Genomic DNA, 25,376 nt, shown 5'->3' on the forward strand with positions numbered 1-25,376 from the left:
CATTTCGCTTGATGCCATCGTTTTCAAAGTCAACTTTCACCCGCGTCGCGCTCGGTGTGTTCCTTTTGGGAACTACCTCCATTTTGATGGCAGACGAGAGTGGCGAACCAGCGCAATTACTGATGGACAGGTTCCCCAAGCCCCATGAGATAGAGCTTGCGCGCCAAGGTGTGGCCGAGGCCAATATCAATAAGCCTTGGGAAAAATCTTGCCCCTATCGAGAGCTAACAGGCACTGCCGAGGCAGAGGACGAGTTTTTCTTTCGCTGCCAACGTTGGGACGACTGTGTGTCTGCGGGTGGTTCGGCCAGCATCTACAGCGAGGCGTTCTTTCAGAATCATCAACGACAACCTAAAGATCAGATACCTTGGGAGTCTTACAGGGATGGCAGCATATTTCTTCTCGAGCCATCCGATTTCGAGAGGATCACCGGTCACTTGAGACAGTATGCCCTGAAATCTGCAGAGGAAAATTGGCGCTTGTTTGAGGGACGGGATGCAGCTGCGGCAAGTGACTTGGTGGAGAAGAAATTCTGGCAATGGTGCTCTGCCGAACCTTTGACTTTGTGGAAGGCAGAATATCAGTAGCCGGCGTACCTACTCACACCCAAACAACAAATTTAATTTGAATAAAGGCTAAGAATTCAAGCATCGCCGTCGGCTATTCCATGCACTCGATATCGGAAGAGTTAACGGCGTGCGCCACTGAAGGACAGAAACCACGGTCAAGGATTGAGCCATGCAAGTGTTCTACCGCTACCAGTTATACAGAGTCGCTGCAAAAGCGAATTTAAGTCAATTCCCTAACAGGCAGGCTGGGTACGCCAGTGTTCTTTTTCTGGCGATATTTGCCACAATTGATTTGACGTATTTTCATTGTATAACTCAGGGGTGGTCGCTGCATAATGTCCTTAAATCCTCACCTCTGGCCTGAATATGGCCGATGTCGAGCGCCTGCTCGAACTATTTACCTTACTCGCAGTTGAAGGAAAAACATTGCTAATCATCAAGCATATTCTTGAGATGATAGCCAATGCCGACCACGTAATAGAAATGGGCCCGGGAGCCGGAAAACATGGCGGAAAGATAATCTATCAGGGCCCTCCGTTAGGAATGCTGACTTCCGCTACTTCGGTCACAGGTCCTTTTTTGGAGGAACCGGTGTCAGGGAAACATGAGTTACTTAGGGAAGGTGCGAATAAGTCCTCGCGGTACTCTGGCTTACACAGCAATTGGCGTTCAAGGCATCTGACTGAAGGCATGCCGGGGCCTGTCAAAGTCGGATAACGCAGAGAGCCGGTTGCTGTGTAAGCCCCGAAGGGCGTGGCTTACAGGCCTGCCTGCTGTGTTGTGCTTCTTACAAAGGACTAAGGCCATTTGCTGCGAACCACGCCTTGCATCCATGCCCGTAAGCCGACGCAGAGAACGCATGGGACTTGTTCGCACCTTCCTTATGGCCTAGTTCTCAGCAATCACAAAGCTGGCGACCATAGGATTGTGATCAGACACATCTGTTTCCGGCACATACAGCTCTTTGGGTTTCAATCCTCGATAAAAGAGATGATCCAAAGGATACCCCAGAACTCTCACCCTGTTATCCTCGCCAAAATGAGCCTCATTCAATCCCAAAGAGGAAGCAAAGGCGGCCAGCAGCATACTGCGTTCCTCACTCCAGGTATTGAAATCACCCGCCAGAATAATAGGCCCCATAACTCTTTCCTCAGCCAGGGCTTCAGTCAAAGACTTAAGTTGCTGCCGATATTCTTCGATACCGACACTGAAGTTAATTCCATGGACATTGACCACAGTCAATAATGAACCATCAGACAAAGGATATTCAGCGACCAAAGCCGTCTTGGGCAACCGCAACCAAGGTTCAAGAGTACGGTAGCCACAACTGCTCAAAGGAGCGCTGCGGGAGAGATTCATTACCCCAGCTGGGGTATCCAATACACTGAAAGCATTAGCGAAACGCCAAAACCACTGCGCAGTATTCAGATAAAGATACATGCCGGGATCCAAACTGGCTTCCTGCAACAGCACCAACTGCCTGCCAGTTGTAAAATCATCGAGACGAGAACGCCACTGGCAGTTTTGCTGCTTCTGAATATTCCAGATCAATACACCAAACTCACCATTATTATCCAGCGCCTTTGCCGTTGGCGTTTGAATACAGGCCGCGCCGGTATTGGAATCAACCCTGTCAGATTGCAGTTGAACATTTGCCGGTACAGTAAACAACCAATGCCATCCCCCGAGTATCACCAGCAAAGAAAGCAACGGGAAGATCAGCAACCACTTCAGTTTCATATCAGCCTCAAGCGCAGAAAGAGCCTACAACAGGATTAATGCAATAGTGCTCAAACTCAGGTTACCCAAGGCTGTCTGTCACCGCAAATTGGATTAATATGGGCCGATTAAATCAAGGCGCCAGGCGCTACATACAGAGAGGAATATCATGGCGAAAGTCGAAGTATTGGTCGGAACCACCTTGGGAGGAGCCGAATATGTCGCCGAAGAACTCATCAATAAGCTTGAACAAAACGGCCACCAGACAAACCTGTATTTGACCCCACAGTTGGATCAACTGGATCCCAAAGCCCTTTGGTTGATCGTTTCCTCCACCCATGGGGCCGGCGATCTTCCGGACAATTTGCAGCCCTTCTATCAGGAATTACTCCAGTCAAACCAAAATCTGCAGGACTGTCGGTATGCTTTATGTGCGATCGGCGACTCGAGTTACGACACTTTCTGCCAAGGCCCGGAAAAGCTGCTACACCAACTGAGCGCACTTGGCGCCCAATCCTATGTGGATAAGATCCAGATCGATGTTCAATACGATCCCGTACCGGAAGATCCAGCATTGGCGTGGCTTGATGACTGGTTAGGCAAACTCTAAAACGTATTTAAAACTGAATAAGCTATCAAATACTCACAATTTAGATCTAACTTACCCACAATTTTGCTCAATAAAATATAACTCTGTGGATAATACTTTATTTTGATCTGATCAATCGTTGCATGAATCGGATCCTGAATGCATGCCAGATCCTCCTTGTGGATAAGATCGCGATCTATCCCCAGCTTTAATGGAGATAGATCGCCAACTGATCACAGGATCGATTTGCGTTAACCTATTGTTTTTATGTAAATATAACCGTTACCCACAGAAAAACCCGATCCTAATAGTAAACATAACAAGAAGATCTATATAAAGATCTTAAGATCTATAAGGCAGATCCCTTGCGATCCATCAGCATGAAATAGAGCATTCACCTGAATCGTTACAGGTGCTAAAATGATCGGCTGAAATTCCTTTTTCATCCCTTGCTCAGCCAAAGGTAAATCTATGCGTTTTCATGAACGGTTTGATGTAATTGTTGTAGGTGGTGGTCATGCCGGAACTGAAGCCGCATTGGCAGCTGCCAGAATGGGAGTTAACACCCTACTCTTAACCCATAATATTGACACTTTGGGTCAGATGTCCTGTAACCCGGCTATCGGGGGTATAGGTAAAGGGCACTTGGTTAAAGAGATAGATGCCTTGGGTGGCGCCATGGCAACAGCAACTGATTATGCCGGGATCCAATTCAGAACCCTGAATTCAAGTAAGGGACCTGCAGTAAGAGCTACCAGAGCCCAAGCAGATCGCGCCTTATATCGACAAAAGATCCAACAGATATTGCAAAACCAGCCCAACTTAAGGATCTTTCAACAAGCTGTTGACGATCTGGTTGTTGAAAACAACAGAGTCATTGGTGTTGTTACCCAAATGGGACTGGCTTTTGAAGCTCCTGCTGTGGTGCTGACAGCCGGTACTTTCTTGGGAGGTAAGATCCATATTGGATTGGAAAATTACAGTGGTGGGCGTGCAGGTGATCCTCCAGCGATCGCTCTAGCTCATAGACTCAGAGAGTTACCTATTCGAGTTGGCCGTCTCAAAACGGGTACGCCGCCTCGTATCGATGCTCGCAGTGTCGACTTCGAGCAGATGACAGAACAGCAAGGAGATAATCCTCTTCCTGTGATGTCTTTTATCGGTGATGTGAACCAACATCCTCAACAAATCTCTTGCTATATCACCCATACCAATGAAAAAACCCACGAGATAATTCGTGGCGGTTTGGACCGAAGCCCTATGTATTCTGGGGTTATCGAAGGAATAGGCCCGAGATACTGTCCGTCTATCGAAGACAAGATCCATCGCTTTGCCGATAAGAGTTCGCATCAGATCTTTATTGAACCTGAGGGACTCAATACCAATGAGTTATACCCCAACGGTATCTCAACCAGTTTGCCATTCGATGTGCAAATTGCTTTGGTCCGCTCGATCAAGGGGATGGAAAATGCTGAGATCATGCGCCCTGGCTATGCCATTGAATATGATTACTTTGATCCCAGAGATCTGAAAAATTCGCTGGAAACCAAAACCATAAATGGGTTGTTCTTTGCAGGTCAAATCAACGGCACCACAGGTTATGAAGAGGCAGGAGCTCAAGGCCTGTTGGCCGGCATGAATGCGGCTTTACAGGTGCAAGGTAAAGACGCTTGGGCACCTAGAAGGGATCAGGCTTATCTTGGCGTGCTGGTGGATGATTTGTCGACGTTAGGCACTAAAGAGCCCTATCGTATGTTTACCAGCCGCGCCGAATATCGCTTGCTGCTGCGCGAAGATAATGCCGATCTGCGCCTGACCGAGAAAGGCCGTGAGCTGGGTTTGGTTGACGATCAGCGCTGGGCCAAGTTCTCAGCCAAGGTTGAGGCGATAGAATCTGAGCTGCAACGTCTGCGCAGTCAATGGATCCATGTGAATTCCCCTCTGGTTGAAGCGCTGAATCCGCATCTCAATACTCCAATATCTCGCGAAGCTTCGTTTGAAGAGCTGCTACGGCGCCCTGAGTTGGACTATGACAAGCTTATGGGGATTGAAGGTTTCGGGCCGGGGCTAGAGGATCGTCAAGCGGCTGAACAGGTGCAGATCCAGGTTAAATATGCCGGTTATATTCAGCGCCAGCAGGAAGAGATCGCCAAAGCACAGCGTAACGAAAATACCGGCCTGCCGCTGGAGCTAGATTACAATGAAGTGCCAGGCTTATCCAACGAAGTGATCGCCAAGCTCAATGCCCATAAACCAGAGACCATAGGCCAGGCCTCCAGGATCTCGGGGGTAACTCCGGCAGCCATCTCCATTTTGCTGGTGCATCTGAAAAAACGGGGATTACTGCGCCGAACGGCCTGATACAGTAAACCATTCCAGAGCCGGGGAAGCTGTAGATGCTTCCCTTGGCCGTTTTGGGGCCGCATAATAGCCCCGCAGTATTTTTCTGGGGAGAATACCCGTGCTTGCAGCACAGTTAAAAACATATCTGGCTGAGACAGGCCTCAATGCATCAGATGAACAGCAGCAACAGTTGCTTGGTTTTGTTGCCATGCTCAACAAATGGAACAAGGCCTATAACCTGACCTCGGTGCGCGAACCTGAGCAGATGCTCATCCGTCATATCATGGATAGCCTGGTCGTCTCTCCTCATATCAAGGGACAGCGTTTTATCGACGTGGGCACAGGCCCTGGGTTGCCCGGCATCCCGCTGGCGATTTTGAATCCGGATAAAGAATTTGTGCTGCTCGATAGTTTGGGTAAGCGGATCCGTTTTCAAAAACAGGTTCAGATTGAACTCAAATTGAAAAATATACAGTCGGTTGAGAGCCGGGTGGAAGCCTTTCAGGATCCGCAAGGGTTTGACGGTGTGCTAAGCCGTGCCTTTGCCTCAGTGGCAGACATGTTAAGCTGGTGTCAGCATTTGCCGGCGCAAAATGGAGTATTCTATGCCCTTAAAGGGCAACTGAACCCTGATGAGTTAACCGGGATCCCTGAGGGGTACAGCATCAGGGAATCCATTGAACTCAAGGTTCCAAAATTGGATGAACAGAGACATCTGCTGATCATAGCTCCCCAGGTTTGAATGCCTTGCAATTGGCTGGCGTATCAAGCAACTTGATGCAAACGGAACCGGGCATCAATAACAAAATTGACAGACAAGGTGACAGTGTGGCGAGAATTATTGCCGTAGCCAACCAGAAAGGTGGCGTTGGAAAAACAACAACTTGTGTTAATTTGGCTGCCTCTTTGGCGGCAACTAAGCGGCGGGTGCTATTGATCGATCTGGATCCCCAGGGCAATGCCACCATGGGGAGTGGCGTCGACAAATACGAAGTTGAAAACACCGCCTATGAGTTGCTGGTGGAAGAAAAGAGTTTTGACGAAGTCGTCGTGCGTAACACTGCCGGAAAATACGATCTCATTGCCGCCAATGGTGATGTGACAGCCGCCGAAATCAAATTGATGGAGTTCTTTGCCAGGGAGATTCGCCTGCGCAACGCCTTGGCAAAGGTGCAGGATGAGTACGACTTTATCTTTATCGACTGCCCTCCTTCGCTGAATATGTTGACTGTGAACGCCATGTCGGCGGCCGACTCAGTACTGGTTCCCATGCAGTGTGAGTATTATGCCCTGGAAGGCTTGACTGCCCTGATGGATACCATTTCCAAGTTGGCGGCCATGGTTAACCCTAAACTCGGGATCGAGGGAATACTCAGAACCATGTACGATCCCCGCAACCGTCTGGCCAACGATGTTTCCGATCAACTGAAACAGCATTTCGGTGACAAGGTTTACCGCACTGTGATCCCAAGAAATATTCGCTTGGCCGAAGCGCCGAGTTTTGGCGCTCCGGCTATGTACTATGACAAGAGTAGCGCTGGGGCCAAGGCCTATCTGGCTTTAGCCGGCGAAATCATTCGTCGCTCAGAGCAGAATCAGCAAGCGAAACAGGCATAAAGGAATGAGCATGACACTGAAAAAACGGGGTCTGGGCAAGGGCCTGGACGCACTTTTGAGTACCAGCCATGCGGCGAGTAAGAAGCGTGATGATGCCGAGCAATCCAAGGTTGATGCCGGCGAAACCTTGCTGACTTTGGATGTGGATCTGCTGCAACCCGGTAAGTATCAACCCCGTAAAGATATGTCGCCGGAGGCGCTGGAAGAGCTGGCTGAATCTATCAAGGCTCAGGGCGTTATTCAGCCCATAGTGGTGCGTAAGATCAGTGATGACAAATACGAAATTATCGCTGGTGAACGTCGCTGGCGTGCGGCGCAGCTGGCCAAGTTGGACAAGGTGCCCTGTATAGTCAAACAGGTTGCCGATGAGGCTGCTGTGGCTATTGCCCTGATAGAAAACATTCAGCGGGAAGATCTCAATGCCATGGAAGAGGCTATTGCGCTTAACCGTTTGATCGAAGAATTTGATCTTACTCACCAACAAATAGCTGATGCTGTGGGAAAATCACGGGCTACCGTTTCAAATTTGCTGCGACTCAATGGATTGAATGAACCGGTAAAGCGATTACTGGAGTACGGTGATATTGAGATGGGTCATGCCCGAGCCTTGCTGGCATTGCAAGGTGAGGAGCAAACTTCTGTTGCCCGATTGGTGGTAGCGAAGGAATTGACCGTTCGTGAAACAGAACGATTGGTTAATAAAGTCTTAAATCCTGCCAAAGAGGCCGAAAAGCCTGTAAAAGATACCGATGTTGCTCGTCTGGAGAGTCAGTTAATTGAGAGGCTAGGTGCAAAAGTTTCTATTTCCCACGGTAGTAAGGGAAAGGGAAAAATTGTAATTAACTATCAAAATCTGGCTGAATTAGACGGCATTCTTGCCAAAATCCATTAAAAAAACGTCGTTAACGCTTTTTAGTGTAAATTTGTGACGTTTGTTAATATTGCATTTATGCGAATTTGGGGCTGTATCACGTTAAAAGGTGAGGTTTTTACTTATCTCAAAGTTGCAAACAAGACTTGAAAAGGTATACTTTCGCAAGCTTTTTGTACCTCGACTCTATACGGATATTTGTAGTCCGGTCATCGAAACAAAAAGTAGGAATGCGGAGAAGAATAATTGAGTAAGGTTTTAGCGCGTCGTGGCCGTTGGTCAGCCTATAAATTGGTGATGATGCAGGCGGCGATAGCTGGGGGTGCTTCAATTATCTTCTTTGCCGTGTGGGGAGCCCAGTTTGGCTATTCTGCTCTGGCAGGAACTGCCATAGCTGTGCTCCCTAATTTTGTATTCGCTACCCTGGCTTTTTCCCATATGGGAGCAAGCTCTGCCGGTAAGGTCCTAAAAGGCTTTTACTGGGGGGAAGCGGTAAAGTTGCTGTTGACAATAGCGTTGTTTTCGCTGGTATTTATCAATTTAGAGGTCGCATTTATGCCCCTTTTTATTTGCTATGTACTGGCGTTGATAGTGCATTGGGCAGCTCCTTTGTACTTCAAGCAAAGTTAAGTGGGATGAATCATGGCTGCACCTGGTGAAACATTAACACCGCAGGGCTATATCCAGCATCACCTTACCAACCTTACCGTTGGTGAAGGTTTCTGGACATGGCACATTGATTCATTGCTCTTTTCGGTTGGTCTTGGCGTGCTGTTTCTGTGGTTGTTCCGCAGCGTTGGTAAAAAAGCAACCTCTGGCGTTCCCGGTAAGCTTCAATGCTTTATCGAGATGATCGTCGAGTTTGTCGACAACAGCGTTAAAGATACATTCCACGGTCGCAATGCTTTGATTGCACCTCTTGCTCTGACTATTTTTATGTGGGTATTCATGATGAACCTCATGGATATGGTGCCAGTTGACTGGATACCACATACTGCCGCTTTGGCCGGTGTGCCTTATCTGAAGATAGTACCGACTACTGACCTTAACATCACTTTCAGCCTCGCGTTGGGCGTGTTTGTGCTGATTATTTACTACAGCATCAAGGTCAAAGGTGTGTCAGGATTTGCGAAAGAACTGACGCTACAGCCCTTCAACCATTGGGCAATGATACCCGTCAACTTCCTGCTCGAAACTGTTACCTTGATAGCTAAACCTATTTCATTGGGGCTACGTCTTTTTGGTAACTTGTATGCAGGTGAGTTGATCTTCATCCTTATTGCGCTGATGTATGGTACCAACTTGGCGATTGCCGCTCTGGGTGTGACTTTGCAACTGGGCTGGCTGATCTTCCATATTCTGGTTATCACGCTGCAAGCGTTTATTTTCATGATGCTGACTATTGTTTATCTAAGCATGGCTCATGAAGATCATTAAGGACTGCTGAAGAAATTTTTTAAACTAAATCATCAACCAACACAGATTTAGATACTGGAGATACAGATGGAAACGATTCTGGGCTTTACTGCAATTGCTGTTGCTCTGCTCATTGGTTTGGGTGCACTGGGTACCGCTATCGGTTTCGGCCTTTTGGGTGGTAAGTTCCTGGAAGGCGCTGCGCGTCAGCCAGAAATGGCTCCTATGCTGCAAGTTAAGATGTTCATTGTAGCGGGTCTGCTCGACGCCGTGACCATGATCGGTGTAGGTATTGCACTTTACATGCTGTTTACTAACCCACTGGGTGCAATGCTGTAATAAACGCTTCTGTCTTAACTCTAAATAGGAGGCTGTTGTGAATATCAACGCTACCCTAATCGGTCAGACGGTCGCCTTTATTATCTTCGTGTGGTTCTGCATGAAGTTTGTATGGCCCCCTTTGATGAATGCCATCGAAGCGCGCCAGAAAAGGATTGCTGATGGTCTTGCTGACGCTGACCGTGCAGCAAAAGACCTGGAGTTGGCTCAAGCGAAAGCGACTGACCAACTGAAAGACGCCAAGGCTACAGCCAACGAAATCATTGAGTCTGCCAACAAGCGCAAGGCTCAGATTATTGATGAAGCCAAAGCTGAAGCAGACGCTGAGCGTGCGAAAATCATTGCTCAGGGTAAAGCAGAAATTGAAGCTGAACGTAATCGCGTGAAAGAGGAACTGCGTAAGCAGGTTGCGACTCTTGCCATCACTGGTGCAGAGAAGATCCTCGAGCGTTCGATTGATGAAGCCGCCCAAAGCGACATAGTTAATAAACTAGTTGCTGAAATTTGATAAGGGAGTTGAGTTATGGCTGAGTTAACCACCATTGCTCGCCCTTACGCTAAGGCAGCTTTTGACTTTGCTGTTGAACATCAAGCAGTAGAAAACTGGGCAGAAATGCTCGATTTCGCGGCAATGGTGAGTGAAAACGAATCCATGAAGCCACTGCTGGCTGGATCTATGTCCAGCAATAAGCTAGCTGCACTCTTTATCAATATCTGTGGCGAGCAAATTGATGAGCACGGTCAAAATCTGATCAAGGTAATGGCTGAAAACGGTCGCTTGGAGGTACTGTCTGCTGTATCTCAGCTCTATGCTGAGTTTCGCCACGAATGGGCTAAGGAAATCGAAGCCAACGTGGTATCTGCTACTGAGCTTAGCTCTGAGCAGCAACAGCAGATCAGTGTTTCTTTAGAGAAACGTCTCGCACGCAAAGTTAAGCTGAATTGCAGCGTCGATGCCGAGCTTATCGCCGGTATTATTATCAAGGCAGGGGATCTGGTGATAGATGGATCCGTCCGCGGCAAATTAAACCGCCTGTCTGATAAGCTGCAGTCGTAATTGGGAGTTTGAGCATGCAACTGAATTCCACTGAAATCAGCGATCTGATTAAGCAGCGGATCGAGCAGTTCGAAGTCGTCAGTGAAGCCCGCAACGAAGGTACTATCGTTTCGGTCAGTGACGGCATCATCCGCATTCACGGCCTGGCCGATGTAATGCAGGGTGAGATGATCGAACTGCCTGGCAACCGTTATGCAATCGCGTTGAACCTTGAACGTGATTCTGTAGGTGCCGTAGTTATGGGTCCTTATGCCGGTTTGGCTGAGGGCGTAAAAGTTAAAACCACTGGCCGTATTCTGGAAGTTCCAGTAGGTCGTGGTCTACTGGGACGTGTTGTTAACACTCTGGGTGAGCCAATCGACGGTAAAGGACCAATCGACAACGATGGTTTTGCACCTGTTGAAATGATTGCTCCTGGTGTTATTGAGCGTCAATCCGTATCTCAACCGGTACAAACCGGTTATAAGGCGGTTGATGCCATGATCCCTATCGGTCGCGGTCAGCGTGAGCTGATCATCGGTGACCGTCAAACTGGTAAAACTGCGATGGCTATTGACGCCATCATCAACCAGAAAGATTCCGGCATCAAGTGTGTGTACGTTGCAGTAGGCCAGAAGGCTTCTACTATTGCCAACGTAGTACGCAAGCTGGAAGAGCACGGTGCTCTGGCCAACACTATTGTTGTGGTTGCTACTGCTTCTGAAGCGGCTGCCCTGCAATACCTGGCACCATACTCTGGTTGTACCATGGGTGAATATTTCCGTGACCGCGGTGAAGATGCACTGATCGTTTACGATGACCTGTCCAAGCAGGCTGTTGCTTATCGTCAGATCTCACTGTTGCTGAAGCGTCCACCAGGCCGTGAAGCTTACCCAGGTGACGTATTCTATCTACACTCTCGTCTGCTGGAACGTGCTTCCCGCGTGAACGAAGAGTACGTTGAAAAGTTCACCAATGGCGAAGTAAAAGGCAAGACTGGTTCTTTGACCGCTCTGCCAATTATTGAAACCCAGGCAGGTGACGTATCTGCGTTCGTACCGACCAACGTAATTTCTATTACCGATGGTCAGATCTTCCTTGAAACCGACCTGTTCAACTCTGGCCTGCGTCCAGCGGTTAACCCAGGTATCTCTGTTTCTCGTGTAGGTGGTGCGGCTCAGACCAAGATCATCAAGAAACTGTCCGGCGGTATCCGTACTGCTCTGGCACAGTATCGAGAGCTTGCTGCGTTCTCACAGTTTGCGTCTGACCTTGACGATGCAACTCGTGCCCAGCTGGAGCACGGTGAGCGTGTAACCGAACTGATGAAGCAAAAGCAATACGCTCCTATGAGCGTAGCTGACCAAGCTGTATCTATTTTTGCAGCTGAAAAAGGCTACCTGAAAGGTATTGAGCTGAAGAAGATCGGTGACTTCGAAGCCGCTCTGCTCTCTTTCATGAACGGCGAGCATGCTGAGCTGATGAAGCTGATCAACGATAGCGGTGATTACAATGCCGAAATCGAAGCTGAGCTGAAGGCTGGTCTCGACAAGTTCGTGGCAACCCAAACCTGGTAAATACATGCGAGGTGTCATAAGGCACCTCAGGTCCAGATTGGAGAGTAGAGATGGCCGGCGCTAAAGAGATTAAAACCAAGATCGCGAGTGTGAAAAACACTCAGAAGATCACGTCCGCCATGGAAATGGTGGCAGCCAGCAAAATGCGCAAGGCGCAGGATCGCATGGCTGCAAGCCGTCCATATGCGGAGAGCATGCGTAAGGTGATCGGTCACGTCGCTCAGGGTTCTCTGGAGTACAAACACCCCTACCTGGAGGTGAGAGAACCCAAGCGGGTTGGTTACATAGTAGTGGCAACCGACCGTGGCCTTTGTGGTGGTCTGAACGTCAACCTTTTCAAGAAGGTTGTCGCAGACGTGAAAAGCTGGAAAGAGCAAGGTGCGGAAGTTGAATTCTGCCCTATCGGTGCTCGCAGTGTTCAGTTTTTCAAAAGCTTTGGTGGCAAGGTGCAGGCCCATGCTTCAGGTTTAGGTGATGCTCCCAAGCTCGCTGACCTGATTGGTACTGTGCGGGTAATGCTCCAGGCTTACAACGAAGGCAAGCTGGATCGTCTGTATGTGGTATTCAACAAGTTTGTTAATACCATGACGCAGACTCCTGTGATCGAGCAGCTGCTACCTTTGCCTAAATCAGACGAAGATGACGTAGCGCATCGCTGGGACTACATCTATGAGCCAGATCCAAAGGTCTTGTTGGACAAGCTTTTGGTTCGTTATGTGGAGTCTCAGGTGTATCAGGGTGTCGTTGAAAACATTGCTTCCGAGCAGGCTGCCCGTATGGTGGCCATGAAGGCAGCAACAGACAACGCCGGCACGCTGATCGATGATCTGCAACTGGTATACAACAAGGCCCGTCAGGCGGCGATTACGCAAGAACTGTCGGAAATTGTGTCAGGTGCAGCCGCGGTTTAGGCTGGGTAACGAATACAAGTTTTAGAGGATTAATCATGAGCACAGGTACTGTTGTCCAAGTGATTGGCGCGGTTGTGGACGTTGAGTTTCCACAAGATACCGTACCTCAGGTATATGACGCTCTGAAGATCACAGGCGAAGGCGCCTGTAAAGGCTTGGTGCTGGAAGTTCAGCAACAGCTGGGTGGTGGTGTAGTTCGTACCATCGCCATGGGTTCTTCCGATGGTCTGCGTCGTGGTATCGAGGTAGAAAACTCTGGTTCACCAATTTCCGTTCCGGTTGGGGCTGCGACCCTTGGCCGTATCATGAACGTTCTGGGTGAACCTGTGGATGAAGCGGGCGCTATCGGTGAAGATGAGCGTTATATCATCCACCGTGATGCTCCTTCTTATGAAGAGCAATCTAACACCACTGAATTGTTGGAAACCGGCATCAAGGTTATTGACCTGGTATGTCCGTTCGCCAAGGGTGGTAAAGTAGGTCTGTTCGGTGGTGCGGGTGTTGGTAAGACAGTTAACATGATGGAACTGATCAACAACATCGCTAAAGCCCACTCAGGTCTGTCCGTATTCGCCGGTGTAGGTGAGCGTACCCGTGAAGGTAACGACTTCTACTACGAGATGAAAGACTCAGGCGTACTGGACAAGGTAGCCATGGTGTACGGTCAGATGAACGAGCCACCAGGTAACCGTCTGCGTGTTGCTCTGACCGGTCTGACTATGGCCGAGAAGTTCCGTGACGAAGGTCGTGACGTACTGTTGTTCGTTGACAACATCTACCGTTACACCCTGGCTGGTACCGAAGTATCGGCACTGTTGGGTCGTATGCCTTCTGCTGTGGGTTATCAGCCAACACTGGCTGAAGAGATGGGTGTTCTGCAAGAACGTATTACTTCTACCAAAGTGGGTTCTATCACTTCGGTACAAGCGGTATACGTACCTGCGGATGACTTGACTGACCCAAGCCCTGCAACCACCTTCGCTCACTTGGATGCGACCGTGGTACTGTCTCGTCAAATCGCTTCTCTGGGTATCTACCCAGCGGTTGACCCACTGGATTCCACCTCTCGTCAGCTGGATCCACAGGTTGTTGGCCAAGAGCACTATGACGTGGCAAACGGTGTACAGACAGTTCTGCAGCGTTACAAAGAGCTGAAAGACATCATCGCTATTCTGGGTATGGACGAGTTGTCAGATGACGACAAGATGACAGTATCCCGCGCCCGTAAGATCGAGCGTTTCCTGTCTCAGCCATTCCACGTAGCTGAAGTCTTTACCGGTTCTCCAGGTAAGTACGTGCCCCTGAAAGACACCATCCGTGGCTTCAAGGGAATTCTGGACGGTGAGTTCGACCACCTGCCAGAGCAAGCGTTCTACATGGTTGGTTCTATCGACGAAGCCGTTGAGAAAGCCAACAAGAAATAACTAGGCAATATTGCATAGTTTGGTAAGGAGAACGGGATGGCAGCCATGACAGTACAGCTTGATATCGTCAGTGCAGAGAGCAAAATCTTCTCAGGCCTTGTTGCCCATTTACAGGTAACTGGTTCTGAGGGTGAACTGGGTATTATGCCCGGCCACACTCCGCTGCTGACCAATATCAAACCTGGCATGGCGCGCATCGTCAAACAAAATGGTCAGGAAGAGGTGTTTTACCTTTCAGGTGGTTTACTGGAAGTTCAACCCAACTCCGTGTCCGTATTGGCTGATGTTGTAATGCGTGCCGATGAGATTGACGAGCAGGCTGCAGTAGAAGCCAAGCGTCGTGCAGAAGCCCATATGGCCGATGCCGGTGCTGACTTCGATTATGCTGCGGCAGCAATTGAACTGGCTAAAGCCGTGGCTCAGTTGCGGGTCGTTGAGACCATCAAGAAGAACATTGCCAGATAACAGCACTGCTGAAAAAAGGCGCCTCAGGGCGCCTTTTTTGTGTCTGTTATTCCTATTGTCCAAGCAGGTTTGCAAGCTTCCAAGCTGCCTGAGCGCTGCATTTTTACCGCGATTCCGGTACACTTGCGCCAGCCCAAAGAAAAGGAATCTCTCATGTCATTGAATGTTGTTATTCTCGCCGCCGGGAAAGGGACCCGGATGCGTTCTGATCTACCCAAAGTTCTGCATAAGGTCGCCCATAAACCCATGGTGCAGCATGTGATTGATACGGCTCATTCACTAAATGCCGACAAAATCAATCTGGTTTATGGTTATGGCGGCGATAAGCTGATGACGGAACTGGGCGAGCAACCGCTTAACTTTGTGCTGCAGGCTGAACAGCTGGGAACAGGGCACGCGGTAGCCCAGGCGATTCCCCATATAGATGACAATGACACTGTATTGGTGCTCTATGGCGACGTTCCCCTCACCCGTAAGGAAACACTGGAAGCCTTGCTTGCTGCCAGGCAAAACGATGGCGTAGCCGTACTGACAGTGCATCTGGATGACCCAAGCGGCTATGGCCGTATGGTGCGCGAGCATGGCAAGGTAGTTGGCATAGTCGAACAGAAAGATGCCTCTCCCGAGCAACTCAAGATTAATGAGATCAACAGCGGCATCATGGCATTGCCGGGCAAACAATTAAAAAACTGGCTTGGGCGCTTGGAAAACAACAATGCTCAGGGCGAGTACTATCTTACCGATGTGATCGCCATGGCGCACGCCGATGGGGTGGCCATAGACACGGCTCATCCTGTTAATTCCATTGAGACCGAAGGCGCCAACAACAGAGTGCAGTTAGCGGCGTTGGAACGTGCTTATCAGCAGCGCTGTGCAGAAGCCTTGATGCTGGATGGGGCTAACCTAAGGGATCCGGCACGCATTGATGTTCGCGGTGAAGTGACAGTCGGCATGGATGTGATGATCGACGTCAATGTGATCTTCGAAGGTAAAGTGGTGCTGGGTAATAATGTGACTGTGGGTGCCGGCGCTATCCTTATTGATTGTGAGATAGCCGATAACGCCGAGATTAAGCCTTACAGCATAGTCGAGGGCGCCAAGTTGGGTGATGGCGCCAGTGCCGGCCCGTTTGCTCGTCTGCGTCAGGGCGCTGAACTTAAGCAGGATGCCCATATAGGCAATTTTGTTGAAATGAAGAAAGCCATACTCGGTGTTGGCTCCAAGGCTGGACATCTGGCTTACCTCGGAGATGCACGCATTGGCCAAGGGGTAAATATAGGTGCAGGTACCATTACCTGTAACTATGATGGCGCCAATAAACATCTGACCGTTATTGAAGATGAGGTGTTTGTCGGTAGTGACACCCAGTTGGTTGCTCCTGTCACCATAGGTAAAGGAGCGACTCTGGGAGCCGGTTCCACTGTAACCCGTGATGTCGGCGCCGATGAGTTGGTTATCACCCGAGTTAAACAGAAACATATCAAGGGTTGGAAGCGTCCACAAAAGCAAAAGAAATAATTCCTCTAATTGAAAGCACCCACTCGGGTGCTTTCAATCTCACAAACCCGTCAATGGGTTTGAAGTCAATCATATTTAATTGTAAATATCTGTAAAGAAACTTAAATACTAATCCTTCTCATTTATATTTGCTGGCAAAAATAGAACTGATTGCCGGTCCGGCATAGAGAATGAGGTGATTATGAGGTTTAAGTTTTCCTGTGTAGGTATGGCTGTGGTGGCCGCTATATCTTCAATGCCACTGGCGGCAGAGCAAGTGCCAGAAGACATTGAGCGTATCAGTGTTACCGGTCGTAGCTTCAATGATTATAAGACTGGCGTCGCCTCTGGCGCGATGCGTGGTGATATTAATCTGATGGATACACCTCAATCCGTTACCGTTATCCCCGACTTTGTTACTGATGAACAGCTGGCAACCAACCTGGCTGAAGTATTGGTGAATGACTCAAGCGTGACCAGTGGCAGTGAAAAATGGAATCGCCAGGTATTTAATATTCGTGGCTTTGAGTTGGACTCTGGTTCTGGGTACCTGATCAATGGTCAGCAGCAGTGGTCGCACTATGTGCAACCTATTGAAACTCTGCAGCAGGTAGAAGTGCTTAAGGGCCCCTCCAGTATGCTCTACGGCCAGTCAGGCCCTGGTGGCTTGATCAATATGGTGACCAAGAAGCCGACCTACGACACACTGTTTAACCTGGGATTTGATACCGATGATAACGGCTCTACCCGCTTTCAACTGGATGCCGGTGGTAGTCTAAACGAAGCTCAGACTATCCGTTATCGCACTGTGCTGGTTAAGCAGGATACCCAGTATTGGCGTGAATATCAGAATGGTGAAAATCAGGAAAGAGATCGTTGGTTGGGCTACCTGAATCTGGAGTTTGATATTACCGATGATCTTTTGCTGTCACTGAAATATGACCGTACCCAAGATAAAACCGGAATAGACCGTGGCGGTTGGTTGAACAGCAAGGGTGAGCTCATTGGTGGTCGGGATATTATCTGGGATATGCCATGGGCGTTTACTGACAATACCATCGAAAACTTAGGGGCCGAACTCACTTACTTTATCAGCGACAACTGGAAAGTGAAGGCCGGCTATAATGATCAGCAGTTCAACCGCCAAAGGTTGGACTCTCTTCCAAGTTTGATCAAAGGTTCTGAGGATCCATTTACTGATGGCTACACTGTGAGTCCATTCGATCGTTATGATGATTGGCAACATAAAACAGGATTCATTGATATTACCGGTAACTTCAGTACCGGTGTTTTGGAACATCAGTTCCTGATCGGTGCCAATATGTTGGACTACTACTATGGGCAGTTGCGCGAAAAAGGCGAAAGTGTTTCTGTTATGCCTGGCCAGCCCATCGCAAATCCAGGTTTGGACTATCATAACGATACTTCACTCAGTGAAAGCGACTATAAGCACTATGGTTTCTATATTCAGGACCTGGTTACTATCAATGAACAGTGGAAACTGTTGGCCGGTGTTCGTTATGACGAACAAAAGAAAGATGGTGCCGGGAACAACAGTTATGCCGTTTCACCTAAATTTGGGGTGATCTATTCGCCGATGGATAACGGCAGTATCTATGTCAATTACTCAAAGAGCTTCAGTCCCCAAGGGAGCGTTAATGATCCTAATGATGTTAATGACAAGATGAATCTGGATCCTGAATATGGGGAACAGTATGAAATAGGCACCAAGTGGGAACTGTTCGATGGTGGGTTATTACTGACAGGCGCCGTGTTTGATATAACCGTCTCCAATGTTACCGTGACTCAAGACTTAGGGGCTGGTGAATCAATAACAACTCAGAGTGGTGAACAGCGTCATAAAGGGTTTGAGATGGGCGCTCAGGGACGACTCAGTGATAAGTGGTTTATGACAGGTTCCATGATGTATTTGGATGCAGAGTATGATCGCCCTGCAGAAGATAGTCTCAATGGTAAAACGCCGATAGATGCGCCTGAATGGTCGGCCAATATCTGGACCCGTTATGAGATGACAGAAGCGTTGGCTCTGAATTTTGGTGCTGTCTATGTCGGTGAACGCTTTGCCGATAAAGAGAACATGATCACCAAAGATGGTTATGTACGTTTTGACCTGGGTGCTGCCTACACTATGGATGTGATGGGAACAGATGTCAGCGTAAGGGTTAACATGAAGAATCTGTTTGATAAAGAATATCTTGCCGGCGGTACCAATACAGATGTGACTGTTGGTGAAGGTCGTCATGTGAGCCTGGCGCTGGAAGCCAAGTTTTAATCGCCAATAGATAACATGCCAACAGCAATGCCGGCCACTCCAGTGGCTGGCATTTTTTATGGATGAAATCTAATGCTTTCGGCTTCTTGGGGCGCGCCCAGGCTCGGGCTGGCTTTAAGGCATGCCTGTATATCGGCTGAACTACTAACGAGCTTTTTTCACTTAGCAATTGCGTTTAGGTTTCGAAGTTATATAATTCGCCTTTCGAATCGAAACTTATTTAATCTGGAATGACCAAACGCAACACCCAACAAAGGCGTCACGCCATAGTTACCCTGCTGCAGCAGCAGGGTGAAGTCAGTGTCGATGCCTTGGCGCTGAAGTTTGAAACTTCGGAAGTGACCATACGTAAAGACTTGGCAGCCCTGGAGAAAACCGGTTTGCTGCTGCGTCGTTATGGTGGTGCCGTCGTTGTTCCTCAAGAGATAACCCAGACCTTGTCTGAACCGCCTTCCCGCAATAAGTTGGCCATAGCTCAGGCCGCTGCCGGGCTTATCAAAGATCATAATCGCATCATCATAGATTGTGGCAGCACCACTTTGGGACTTATTCCTGAGCTTAACGATAAGCGCGGGCTGGTGGTCATGACCAATTCCCTGCAGTTGGCCAATGCGATACATGAATTGGAAAACGAGCCCACACTCTTGATGACGGGGGGCACCTGGGACCCCCACTCCGAATCTTTTCAAGGACAGGTGGCTGAGCAAGTACTGCGTTCCTACAACTTTGACCAGCTTTTTATCGGCGCCGATGGCATTGACTTGCAGCGAGGCACCACCACTTTCAATGAGTTGATTGGGCTGAGCCGGGTGATGGCGGAAGTTTCCCGGGATGTAGTGGTGCTGCTCGAATCGGAAAAGGTGGGCCGCAGAATTCCTAATCTTGAGTTGCCCTGGGAGTTGGTCACTACCCTGGTGACAGATAATAGGCTGCCAGATGCAGCCGCTGAAAGTATTTCAAATCAAGGGGTAAAGCTGATCTTGGCCCCTTTTACAGCGTAAACTTTAAACTAAGCGGATATTGATATGTGTGGAATTGTTGGCGCAGTAGCGCAAAGGGATGTTGCTGAAATCTTGATCGAGGGACTGAAACGCCTGGAATATCGTGGCTATGATTCGGCCGGTGTGGCTGTCATTCACCAAGGTGAACTGACCCGTACCCGCAGAGTTGGCAAGGTGCAGGAGTTGGCCGATGCCTTGCAAACTGCTCCTTTGGCCGGTGGTACCGGCATCGCCCATACCCGCTGGGCGACCCATGGTGAGGCCAGTGAGCGCAACGCGCATCCACATCAATCCGGCAGTGACATAGCCGTGGTGCACAACGGGATTATTGAAAATCACGCTAAGTTGCGGGAGATGCTCAAGGGCTTAGGCTATCAGTTCAACTCAGATACAGATACAGAAGTTATTTGCCACCTGGTCGACCATGAGCTCAAGTCTGCCCCCGGTTTGCTGGCAGCAGTACAAGCCACTGTCAAACAACTGGAAGGTGCCTATGGCACAGTGGTCATCGACCGCCGCGACCCTGAACGGCTGGTGGTTGCCCGCAGTGGCAGCCCATTGGTGATAGGCTTTGGGCTGGGAGAAAACTTCGTCGCCTCGGATCAACTGGCACTGCTGCCGGTGACCCGTACTTTTGCCTTTCTGGAAGAGGGCGATGTTGCCGAAGTGACTCGCCGTGAGGTTCATATCTATGATCTTGACGGAAACCCGGTTGTACGTGAAAAGAAAGAGTCTGAAATCACCCATGATGCCGGTGACAAGGGTGAGTATCGTCACTATATGCTTAAAGAGATCTATGAGCAGCCCATGGCGCTGGCCCGTACTCTCGAAGGCCGAATTGCCCAGCAGCATGTGCTGGATAGTGCCTTTGGTGATAATGCTGCCGAGCTTCTCAAAGAGATCAAACATGTACAGATCATTGCCTGTGGTACCAGTTACCATGCCGGTATGGCGGCACGTTATTGGCTGGAAGATTGGGCCGGCGTTTCCTGTAATGTGGAAATTGCTTCTGAATTCCGCTACCGCAAGTCGCATCTGTTCCCCAACAGCCTGTTGGTCACCATTTCTCAATCCGGTGAAACGGCCGATACCCTGGCGGCAATGCGTTTGGCCAAAGAGATGGGGTACAAGGCAACCCTGACCATATGTAACGCCCCTGGATCCTCGCTGGTTCGCGAGTCCGATATGGCATATATGATGAAAGCCGGTGCCGAGATAGGTGTGGCTTCCACCAAGGCCTTTACCGTGCAGTTGGCCGGTTTGTTGATGCTGACGGCGGCACTGGGACGTTATAACAACATGAGTGTGGAAATGCAGGCGGCAATCGCCCAGAGTCTACAGTCTATGCCGGCTAAAGTGGAGCAGGCTCTGGGGTTGGATGACGCCATAGCTGAGTTGGCTGAAGACTTTGCCGATAAGAGTCATGCCTTGTTCCTGGGACGTGGCGATCAGTATCCCATTGCGATGGAAGGCGCGCTGAAGCTGAAGGAGATTTCCTATATTCATGCCGAAGCTTATGCATCCGGAGAGCTGAAACATGGACCATTGGCGCTGATCGATGCCGACATGCCTGTGATAGTGGTTGCACCCAATAATGAACTGCTTGAAAAGCTTAAGTCCAATGTGGAAGAAGTGCGTGCCCGTGGTGGTTTGATGTATGTGTTTGCTGATGTTGATGCTGAATTTGCATCCGATGACACCATGAAGGTAATTCCTGTGCCACATTGTGATGAGTTTATGGCACCGCTTATTTACACTATTCCGCTGCAGTTGCTGTCATACCATGTTGCCCTGATCAAAGGGACTGATGTGGATCAGCCAAGAAACTTGGCCAAGTCGGTTACTGTAGAGTAATTGGCCGGAATCAAGCGCAAGCCTGAAAGTGTTGCCACTAATCGCCTGAGTGTATGCTCAGGCGATTAATTGCGTTAGCCGCTGCTGCTTTTTTGCTTCGTATCTCTTCCAGACCTTTTCGTGGAAGTAGAAAACAACAGTGTTGATGCTGGGTTCTATCAGGGCCACGGCACCACCTATAAGCGCACTGCCGGTAAGCAGGTAAGTGATGGTAAAGGCTACGCTGAAGTGCAGTATGGCAAAGGTCATTGTCTTAATCATGGTGGTTCTCCTCTCTCGATAATTTAATGATAATAATTCTCATTAATAATTAAAAGGGGGTTTAACAGATTAATTTGACCGTTTTTATCTATTAAAAAGGCCGCTTATGCGGCCTTTAGTAGTCTAAGGCTATCAGTAATGCCAAGGGAAGCTGGAAAAGTCCTGATCGCGTTTTTCAAGAAACGCGTCTCGGCCTTCCTGGGCCTCGGCTGTGCCATAGGCTAAACGGGTCGCTTCACCGGCAAACAGTTGCTGGCCAACCAAACCATCATCAGGCAGGTTAAAGCCATATTTGAGCATGCGCATTGCGGTTGGGGACTTGGAGTTGATCTCCTTGGCCCAGCGCAGAGCTTCGGTTTCAAGTTCTGCATGAGGAACCGAACGGTTAACCATGCCCATGGCAAAGGCTTCATCGGCACTGTAGTTAAAGCCACAGAAAAATATTTCTCTTGCCCGCTTTTGACCTACCATCTTCGCCAGATAAGCGCTGCCATAGCCAGAATCAAAGCTGGCTACATCCGGGTCTGTCTGTTTGAAAACGGCGTGTTCTTTCGATGCCAGTGTCAGATCGCACACTACATGCAGGCTGTGACCGCCACCAACCGCCCAACCGGGAACTACGGCTATGACGACCTTGGGCATAAAGCGGATCAAGCGCTGTACTTCGAGAATGTGCAGGCGGCCCATGCGAGCCAAATCGGCCTTGCCGGCTTCCTCACCTTCATATTTGTAGCCGTCTTTGCCGCGAATACGCTGATCGCCACCGGAGGAGAAGGAATATTGCCCTTTGGCTGATGGGCCATTACCTGTTAACAGCACACAACCTACATCAGACCATTGCCGGGCGTGGTCCAGAGCTATGTAAAGTTCATCAACTGTCTTGGGACGAAAAGCGTTCAGGCAGTCGGGACGGTTAATGGCAATTCGCACCGTACCTTGAGATTTGGCTCTGTGGTAAGTGATGTCTTCAAAAGCGAACCCGGCAACCTCTTCCCACAATTCAGGTTCAAAAGTATCGGAAACAAAAGATGTCATAACAAACAGCCCCTATATTGATAATGGCTCAAAGGCTAGGTGGATTGGCGTGGGAGGTCAATGATTTCAGGTGCGGGTTTTGCAACAGTCGACAAAACCCGGTGCTTTATTCAGAGGTTATCGCAGATGAACAACAGGTTATCTTTGCTGAAAACCGGATGAGATATGACATTGCCACGACAATACTCGTCCTTGAAGTCCATTAAAGTCTCTGGCGAGGTCAGTATGCCGTCCAACTCCTGCAACTCTGAAGCTGACAAACGCTCGGCAATATCGGCCTTGAGGCGGGCCTTTTTCTGATCGAGGCGAATGATCTGTGTGCCCGTCATGGCATCCAGCTTGCGTTCAATTTTCTTTACTAATGCTTCGGTTTGGGCAATAGGCTCATCGAGCTTATCTGTCTGAGTGACCAAGTAATAAAGCACTCCGGCCAATATTGCCAAAATAATCCAGCCTTTCATCATTTAGTCCAACTAAGGTTAATAACCCTTGTGTTACAAGGTATAATACGCCAGTTTTTATACAATAAGCAGTAAAAGGCTGTAAAGATGAGTGAAGAGTCGAGCAATAAGGATTATTCGAAAGCCAATCGAATCAAGATTCACCAGCCTGATGCGAGTAAAGCAGACCGCTTTAATCCTCGCAACCGAATTTACGTTCGTGCGGTTGATGGTCTATGGAGTTCGTTAAGGCGGCGGATGGGATGGATAGCTATGCTGTTTTTCCTGATTTTGCCCTGGCTTCCCTGGGGAGATAGGCAGGCAGTCTGGTTTAACCTGGCAGAGCAGAAGTTTCATGTATTCGGCCTGACTATCTGGCCTCAGGATCTGACGTTGCTGGCAGCCTTGTTTATGATTGCTGCCTTCGCACTGTTTTTTGTCACTACCTACCTGGGAAGGGTCTGGTGCGGTTACACCTGCCCGCAGACAGTGTGGACCTTCATCTTTATCTGGTTTGAAGAAAAGCTCGAAGGGGCACGCAACAAAAGGATGAAGTTGGATCAGATGCCCTGGAGTTTTGACAAGCTCTGGCGCAAAACGGCCAAGCATACTGCCTGGTTGTTGATCTCCCTGCTGACGGCCATGACATTTGTGTCTTACTTTGTGCCCTCCAGAGAAGTATACCTCGAGGTGTTTACCTTACAGGCCAGCGGCGCCGTGTACTTTTGGGTTATTCTCTTCACTTTGGCAACCTATGGTAATGCCGGCTGGATGCGGGAAATCATGTGTATTCACATGTGTCCCTATGCGCGTTTCCAGGCGGCCATGTTCGATAAGAACACTTATATTGTTGGCTATGACACCAAGCGTGGTGAAACTCGCGGCCCCCGTTCCCGTAAGGCAGATCCCAAAGCTCTGGGGCTGGGCGACTGTATCGATTGCGATCTCTGTGTTCAGGTTTGTCCGACAGGGATTGATATCCGTAATGGCCTGCAGTACGAATGTATCAACTGCGGCGCCTGTATCGATGCCTGCGACTCCACCATGGAACGTATGGGATATGCCAAAGGCCTTATCAGTTACACCACGGAAAACAAACTGGAAGGGATCAAGGAAAAAGTGCTGCGTCCCAAGCTGGTGGGCTATGGTGTTGTGCTTACTGCGATGATTTTGGTGTTCATTTACGCCAGTGCCAATATCGCCCCTGTGCGCATCGATATCATTCGTGACCGGAATCAGCTCTATACCGAGAATACTCAGGGGATGACAGAGAATACCTTCACTTTGAAGATATTGAACAAAACAGAAACGGCCCACGAGTACCAGATGCACATTGATGGGTTAAATAACTATAAGTGGTACGGTCCACAAACAGTGCAGATTGCGGCCGGTGAAGTATTGACGCTGCCAATCAGTGTGGCGGTCGACCCTGTGGAGCTGAAACGTCCCATTACCAAGATAGACTTTATTGTCACAACCGAAGTCAATGGTGAGACGGTTGAAGCCAAACAGGAGTCCCGTTTCTTCGGGCCTTAAGCTTTAGTAAACGACGCTAGATAGATAAAAAGGGGCGTGAGCCCCTTTTTTCATCAAAAAGTATCGCTTTTTTGGTCATTTGGTTGCTTTTGTGAGCGAACGATAAATTAATCCTGTTTTTCTAAGATTTAGCCCTTGCACAAAAGTTCAGGCTCCCTATAATGCGCTCCCACTGACACGGCACAGCGGCAACGCGAAAGACGTGACAGGGTCGAAGAAAAGAGGCTTTTGAGTCCTTTCAACGACAGGCGAAAAAAGATGGTAAATACCTCTTGACGCCGCAGCAGGAAAGCGTAGAATACGCAGCCCTGACCCGATGACCACAGCGTCTAAGGGATTGCTCTTTAACAAGATAAACAAGCAAATCTGTGTGGACACTCACAGGCATTGAGAAATCGACAAAACGATTTAACTCGATGAAGAGTGTTCATACGAACAGAATTCATTGAGTCGATTCTTCGGAATCAACCAAAACTTTAATTGAAGAGTTTGATCATGGCTCAGATTGAACGCTGGCGGCAGGCCTAACACATGCAAGTCGAGCGGTAACATTTCAAAAGCTTGCTTTTGAAGATGACGAGCG

General features: G+C 49.0%; 24 protein-coding genes and 1 rRNA gene. 21 read left to right on the plus strand and 4 right to left on the minus strand.

Going from position 1 to position 25,376, the window contains the following annotated elements; translation table 11 throughout:
• Positions 1 to 86 precede the first annotated feature (86 nt).
• Positions 87 to 587, plus strand: a complete 501-nt coding sequence (locus AYI96_RS18085; RefSeq protein WP_177192607.1) for a hypothetical protein — start codon at positions 87 to 89, stop codon at positions 585 to 587.
• An 870-nt stretch (positions 588 to 1,457) separates the two neighbouring features.
• Here AYI96_RS18085 and AYI96_RS18090 read toward each other — a convergent pair.
• The gene (locus AYI96_RS18090) at positions 1,458 to 2,309 is read right to left on the minus strand and encodes an endonuclease/exonuclease/phosphatase family protein (protein WP_144362102.1); all 852 of its coding nucleotides are present in this window, start codon (positions 2,307 to 2,309) and stop codon (positions 1,458 to 1,460) included.
• A 148-nt stretch (positions 2,310 to 2,457) separates the two neighbouring features.
• Here AYI96_RS18090 and mioC point away from each other — a divergent pair, with 148 nt between their 5' ends.
• The 18 genes from mioC (at position 2,458) to glmS (ending at position 21,521) form a co-directional block, all read left to right on the plus strand.
• Positions 2,458 to 2,898 (plus strand): FMN-binding protein MioC, encoded by a 441-nt coding sequence (gene mioC, locus AYI96_RS18095; protein WP_144362103.1) that lies wholly within the window; start codon positions 2,458 to 2,460, stop codon positions 2,896 to 2,898.
• 450 nt (positions 2,899 to 3,348) lie between these two features.
• Positions 3,349 to 5,238 carry a tRNA uridine-5-carboxymethylaminomethyl(34) synthesis enzyme MnmG gene (mnmG, locus tag AYI96_RS18100; RefSeq protein ID WP_144362104.1) on the plus strand — a complete coding sequence of 630 codons (1,890 nt, stop codon included), beginning with the start codon at positions 3,349 to 3,351 and terminating at the stop codon, positions 5,236 to 5,238.
• 100 nt (positions 5,239 to 5,338) lie between these two features.
• On the plus strand, positions 5,339 to 5,962 hold the full coding sequence (gene rsmG / locus AYI96_RS18105; protein ID WP_144362105.1) for a 16S rRNA (guanine(527)-N(7))-methyltransferase RsmG: 624 nt from the start codon (positions 5,339 to 5,341) through the stop codon (positions 5,960 to 5,962).
• Positions 5,963 to 6,048: 86 nt separating this feature from the next.
• Positions 6,049 to 6,837, plus strand: a complete 789-nt coding sequence (locus AYI96_RS18110; RefSeq protein ID WP_039035962.1) for a ParA family protein — start codon at positions 6,049 to 6,051, stop codon at positions 6,835 to 6,837.
• A gap of 10 nt (positions 6,838 to 6,847) precedes the next feature.
• Positions 6,848 to 7,729 carry a ParB/RepB/Spo0J family partition protein gene (locus AYI96_RS18115; protein WP_039035948.1) on the plus strand — a complete coding sequence of 294 codons (882 nt, stop codon included), beginning with the start codon at positions 6,848 to 6,850 and terminating at the stop codon, positions 7,727 to 7,729.
• Between the two features lie 225 nt (positions 7,730 to 7,954).
• Positions 7,955 to 8,338 (plus strand): ATP synthase subunit I, encoded by a 384-nt coding sequence (locus tag AYI96_RS18120; protein ID WP_039035949.1) that lies wholly within the window; start codon positions 7,955 to 7,957, stop codon positions 8,336 to 8,338.
• Between the two features lie 12 nt (positions 8,339 to 8,350).
• On the plus strand, positions 8,351 to 9,145 hold the full coding sequence (atpB, locus tag AYI96_RS18125) for a F0F1 ATP synthase subunit A (protein WP_039035950.1): 795 nt from the start codon (positions 8,351 to 8,353) through the stop codon (positions 9,143 to 9,145).
• Between the two features lie 66 nt (positions 9,146 to 9,211).
• A complete protein-coding gene (gene atpE, locus AYI96_RS18130) occupies positions 9,212 to 9,463 on the plus strand; it encodes a F0F1 ATP synthase subunit C (RefSeq protein ID WP_025011729.1) in 252 nt (83 codons plus the stop codon).
• Between the two features lie 37 nt (positions 9,464 to 9,500).
• Positions 9,501 to 9,971: a F0F1 ATP synthase subunit B gene (gene atpF, locus AYI96_RS18135; protein WP_028780952.1), complete on the plus strand. Its 471-nt coding sequence runs from the start codon at positions 9,501 to 9,503 to the stop codon at positions 9,969 to 9,971.
• 15 nt (positions 9,972 to 9,986) lie between these two features.
• Complete coding sequence (gene atpH / locus AYI96_RS18140; RefSeq protein ID WP_039035951.1) at positions 9,987 to 10,520, plus strand: F0F1 ATP synthase subunit delta; 534 nt, start codon at positions 9,987 to 9,989, stop codon at positions 10,518 to 10,520.
• Between the two features lie 14 nt (positions 10,521 to 10,534).
• The gene (gene atpA / locus AYI96_RS18145) at positions 10,535 to 12,076 is read left to right on the plus strand and encodes a F0F1 ATP synthase subunit alpha (protein WP_039035952.1); all 1,542 of its coding nucleotides are present in this window, start codon (positions 10,535 to 10,537) and stop codon (positions 12,074 to 12,076) included.
• 50 nt (positions 12,077 to 12,126) lie between these two features.
• Complete coding sequence (gene atpG / locus AYI96_RS18150) at positions 12,127 to 12,987, plus strand: F0F1 ATP synthase subunit gamma (protein ID WP_039035953.1); 861 nt, start codon at positions 12,127 to 12,129, stop codon at positions 12,985 to 12,987.
• A gap of 35 nt (positions 12,988 to 13,022) precedes the next feature.
• Positions 13,023 to 14,411, plus strand: a complete 1,389-nt coding sequence (atpD, locus tag AYI96_RS18155) for a F0F1 ATP synthase subunit beta (RefSeq protein ID WP_039035954.1) — start codon at positions 13,023 to 13,025, stop codon at positions 14,409 to 14,411.
• Positions 14,412 to 14,447: 36 nt separating this feature from the next.
• Positions 14,448 to 14,876 carry a F0F1 ATP synthase subunit epsilon gene (locus tag AYI96_RS18160; protein ID WP_025011732.1) on the plus strand — a complete coding sequence of 143 codons (429 nt, stop codon included), beginning with the start codon at positions 14,448 to 14,450 and terminating at the stop codon, positions 14,874 to 14,876.
• A 153-nt stretch (positions 14,877 to 15,029) separates the two neighbouring features.
• Positions 15,030 to 16,394: a bifunctional UDP-N-acetylglucosamine diphosphorylase/glucosamine-1-phosphate N-acetyltransferase GlmU gene (glmU, locus tag AYI96_RS18165; RefSeq protein ID WP_039035963.1), complete on the plus strand. Its 1,365-nt coding sequence runs from the start codon at positions 15,030 to 15,032 to the stop codon at positions 16,392 to 16,394.
• Positions 16,395 to 16,575: 181 nt separating this feature from the next.
• Entirely contained in the window at positions 16,576 to 18,666 is a 2,091-nt protein-coding gene (locus AYI96_RS18170) for a TonB-dependent siderophore receptor (RefSeq protein ID WP_071476690.1), read from the plus strand.
• Positions 18,667 to 18,896: 230 nt separating this feature from the next.
• Positions 18,897 to 19,667 carry a DeoR/GlpR family DNA-binding transcription regulator gene (locus AYI96_RS18175; protein ID WP_039035956.1) on the plus strand — a complete coding sequence of 257 codons (771 nt, stop codon included), beginning with the start codon at positions 18,897 to 18,899 and terminating at the stop codon, positions 19,665 to 19,667.
• Positions 19,668 to 19,691: 24 nt separating this feature from the next.
• Positions 19,692 to 21,521 (plus strand): glutamine--fructose-6-phosphate transaminase (isomerizing), encoded by a 1,830-nt coding sequence (gene glmS / locus AYI96_RS18180; RefSeq protein WP_144362106.1) that lies wholly within the window; start codon positions 19,692 to 19,694, stop codon positions 21,519 to 21,521.
• A gap of 57 nt (positions 21,522 to 21,578) precedes the next feature.
• Here glmS and AYI96_RS18185 read toward each other — a convergent pair whose 3' ends face one another.
• The 3 genes from AYI96_RS18185 to AYI96_RS18195 all read right to left on the minus strand — a co-directional run bounded on the left by AYI96_RS18185 (position 21,579) and on the right by AYI96_RS18195 (position 23,278).
• Positions 21,579 to 21,782, minus strand: a complete 204-nt coding sequence (locus AYI96_RS18185; protein WP_039035958.1) for a DUF2061 domain-containing protein — start codon at positions 21,780 to 21,782, stop codon at positions 21,579 to 21,581.
• Positions 21,783 to 21,914: 132 nt separating this feature from the next.
• Positions 21,915 to 22,817: a 1,4-dihydroxy-2-naphthoyl-CoA synthase gene (locus AYI96_RS18190; protein ID WP_144362107.1), complete on the minus strand. Its 903-nt coding sequence runs from the start codon at positions 22,815 to 22,817 to the stop codon at positions 21,915 to 21,917.
• A gap of 110 nt (positions 22,818 to 22,927) precedes the next feature.
• Positions 22,928 to 23,278, minus strand: coding sequence for a hypothetical protein (locus tag AYI96_RS18195; protein WP_039035959.1), 351 nt, complete (start codon positions 23,276 to 23,278; stop codon positions 22,928 to 22,930).
• 87 nt (positions 23,279 to 23,365) lie between these two features.
• Between AYI96_RS18195 and ccoG the strand changes: the two genes are divergently transcribed.
• Both ccoG and AYI96_RS18205 read left to right on the plus strand, forming a co-directional pair.
• Entirely contained in the window at positions 23,366 to 24,793 is a 1,428-nt protein-coding gene (gene ccoG / locus AYI96_RS18200; RefSeq protein ID WP_039035960.1) for a cytochrome c oxidase accessory protein CcoG, read from the plus strand.
• A 477-nt stretch (positions 24,794 to 25,270) separates the two neighbouring features.
• Positions 25,271 to 25,376, plus strand: a 16S ribosomal RNA gene (locus AYI96_RS18205); the annotation flags it as partial.

Source organism: Shewanella sp. MSW, from assembly GCF_007636515.1.
Lineage (GTDB): Bacteria > Pseudomonadota > Gammaproteobacteria > Enterobacterales > Shewanellaceae > Shewanella > Shewanella indica.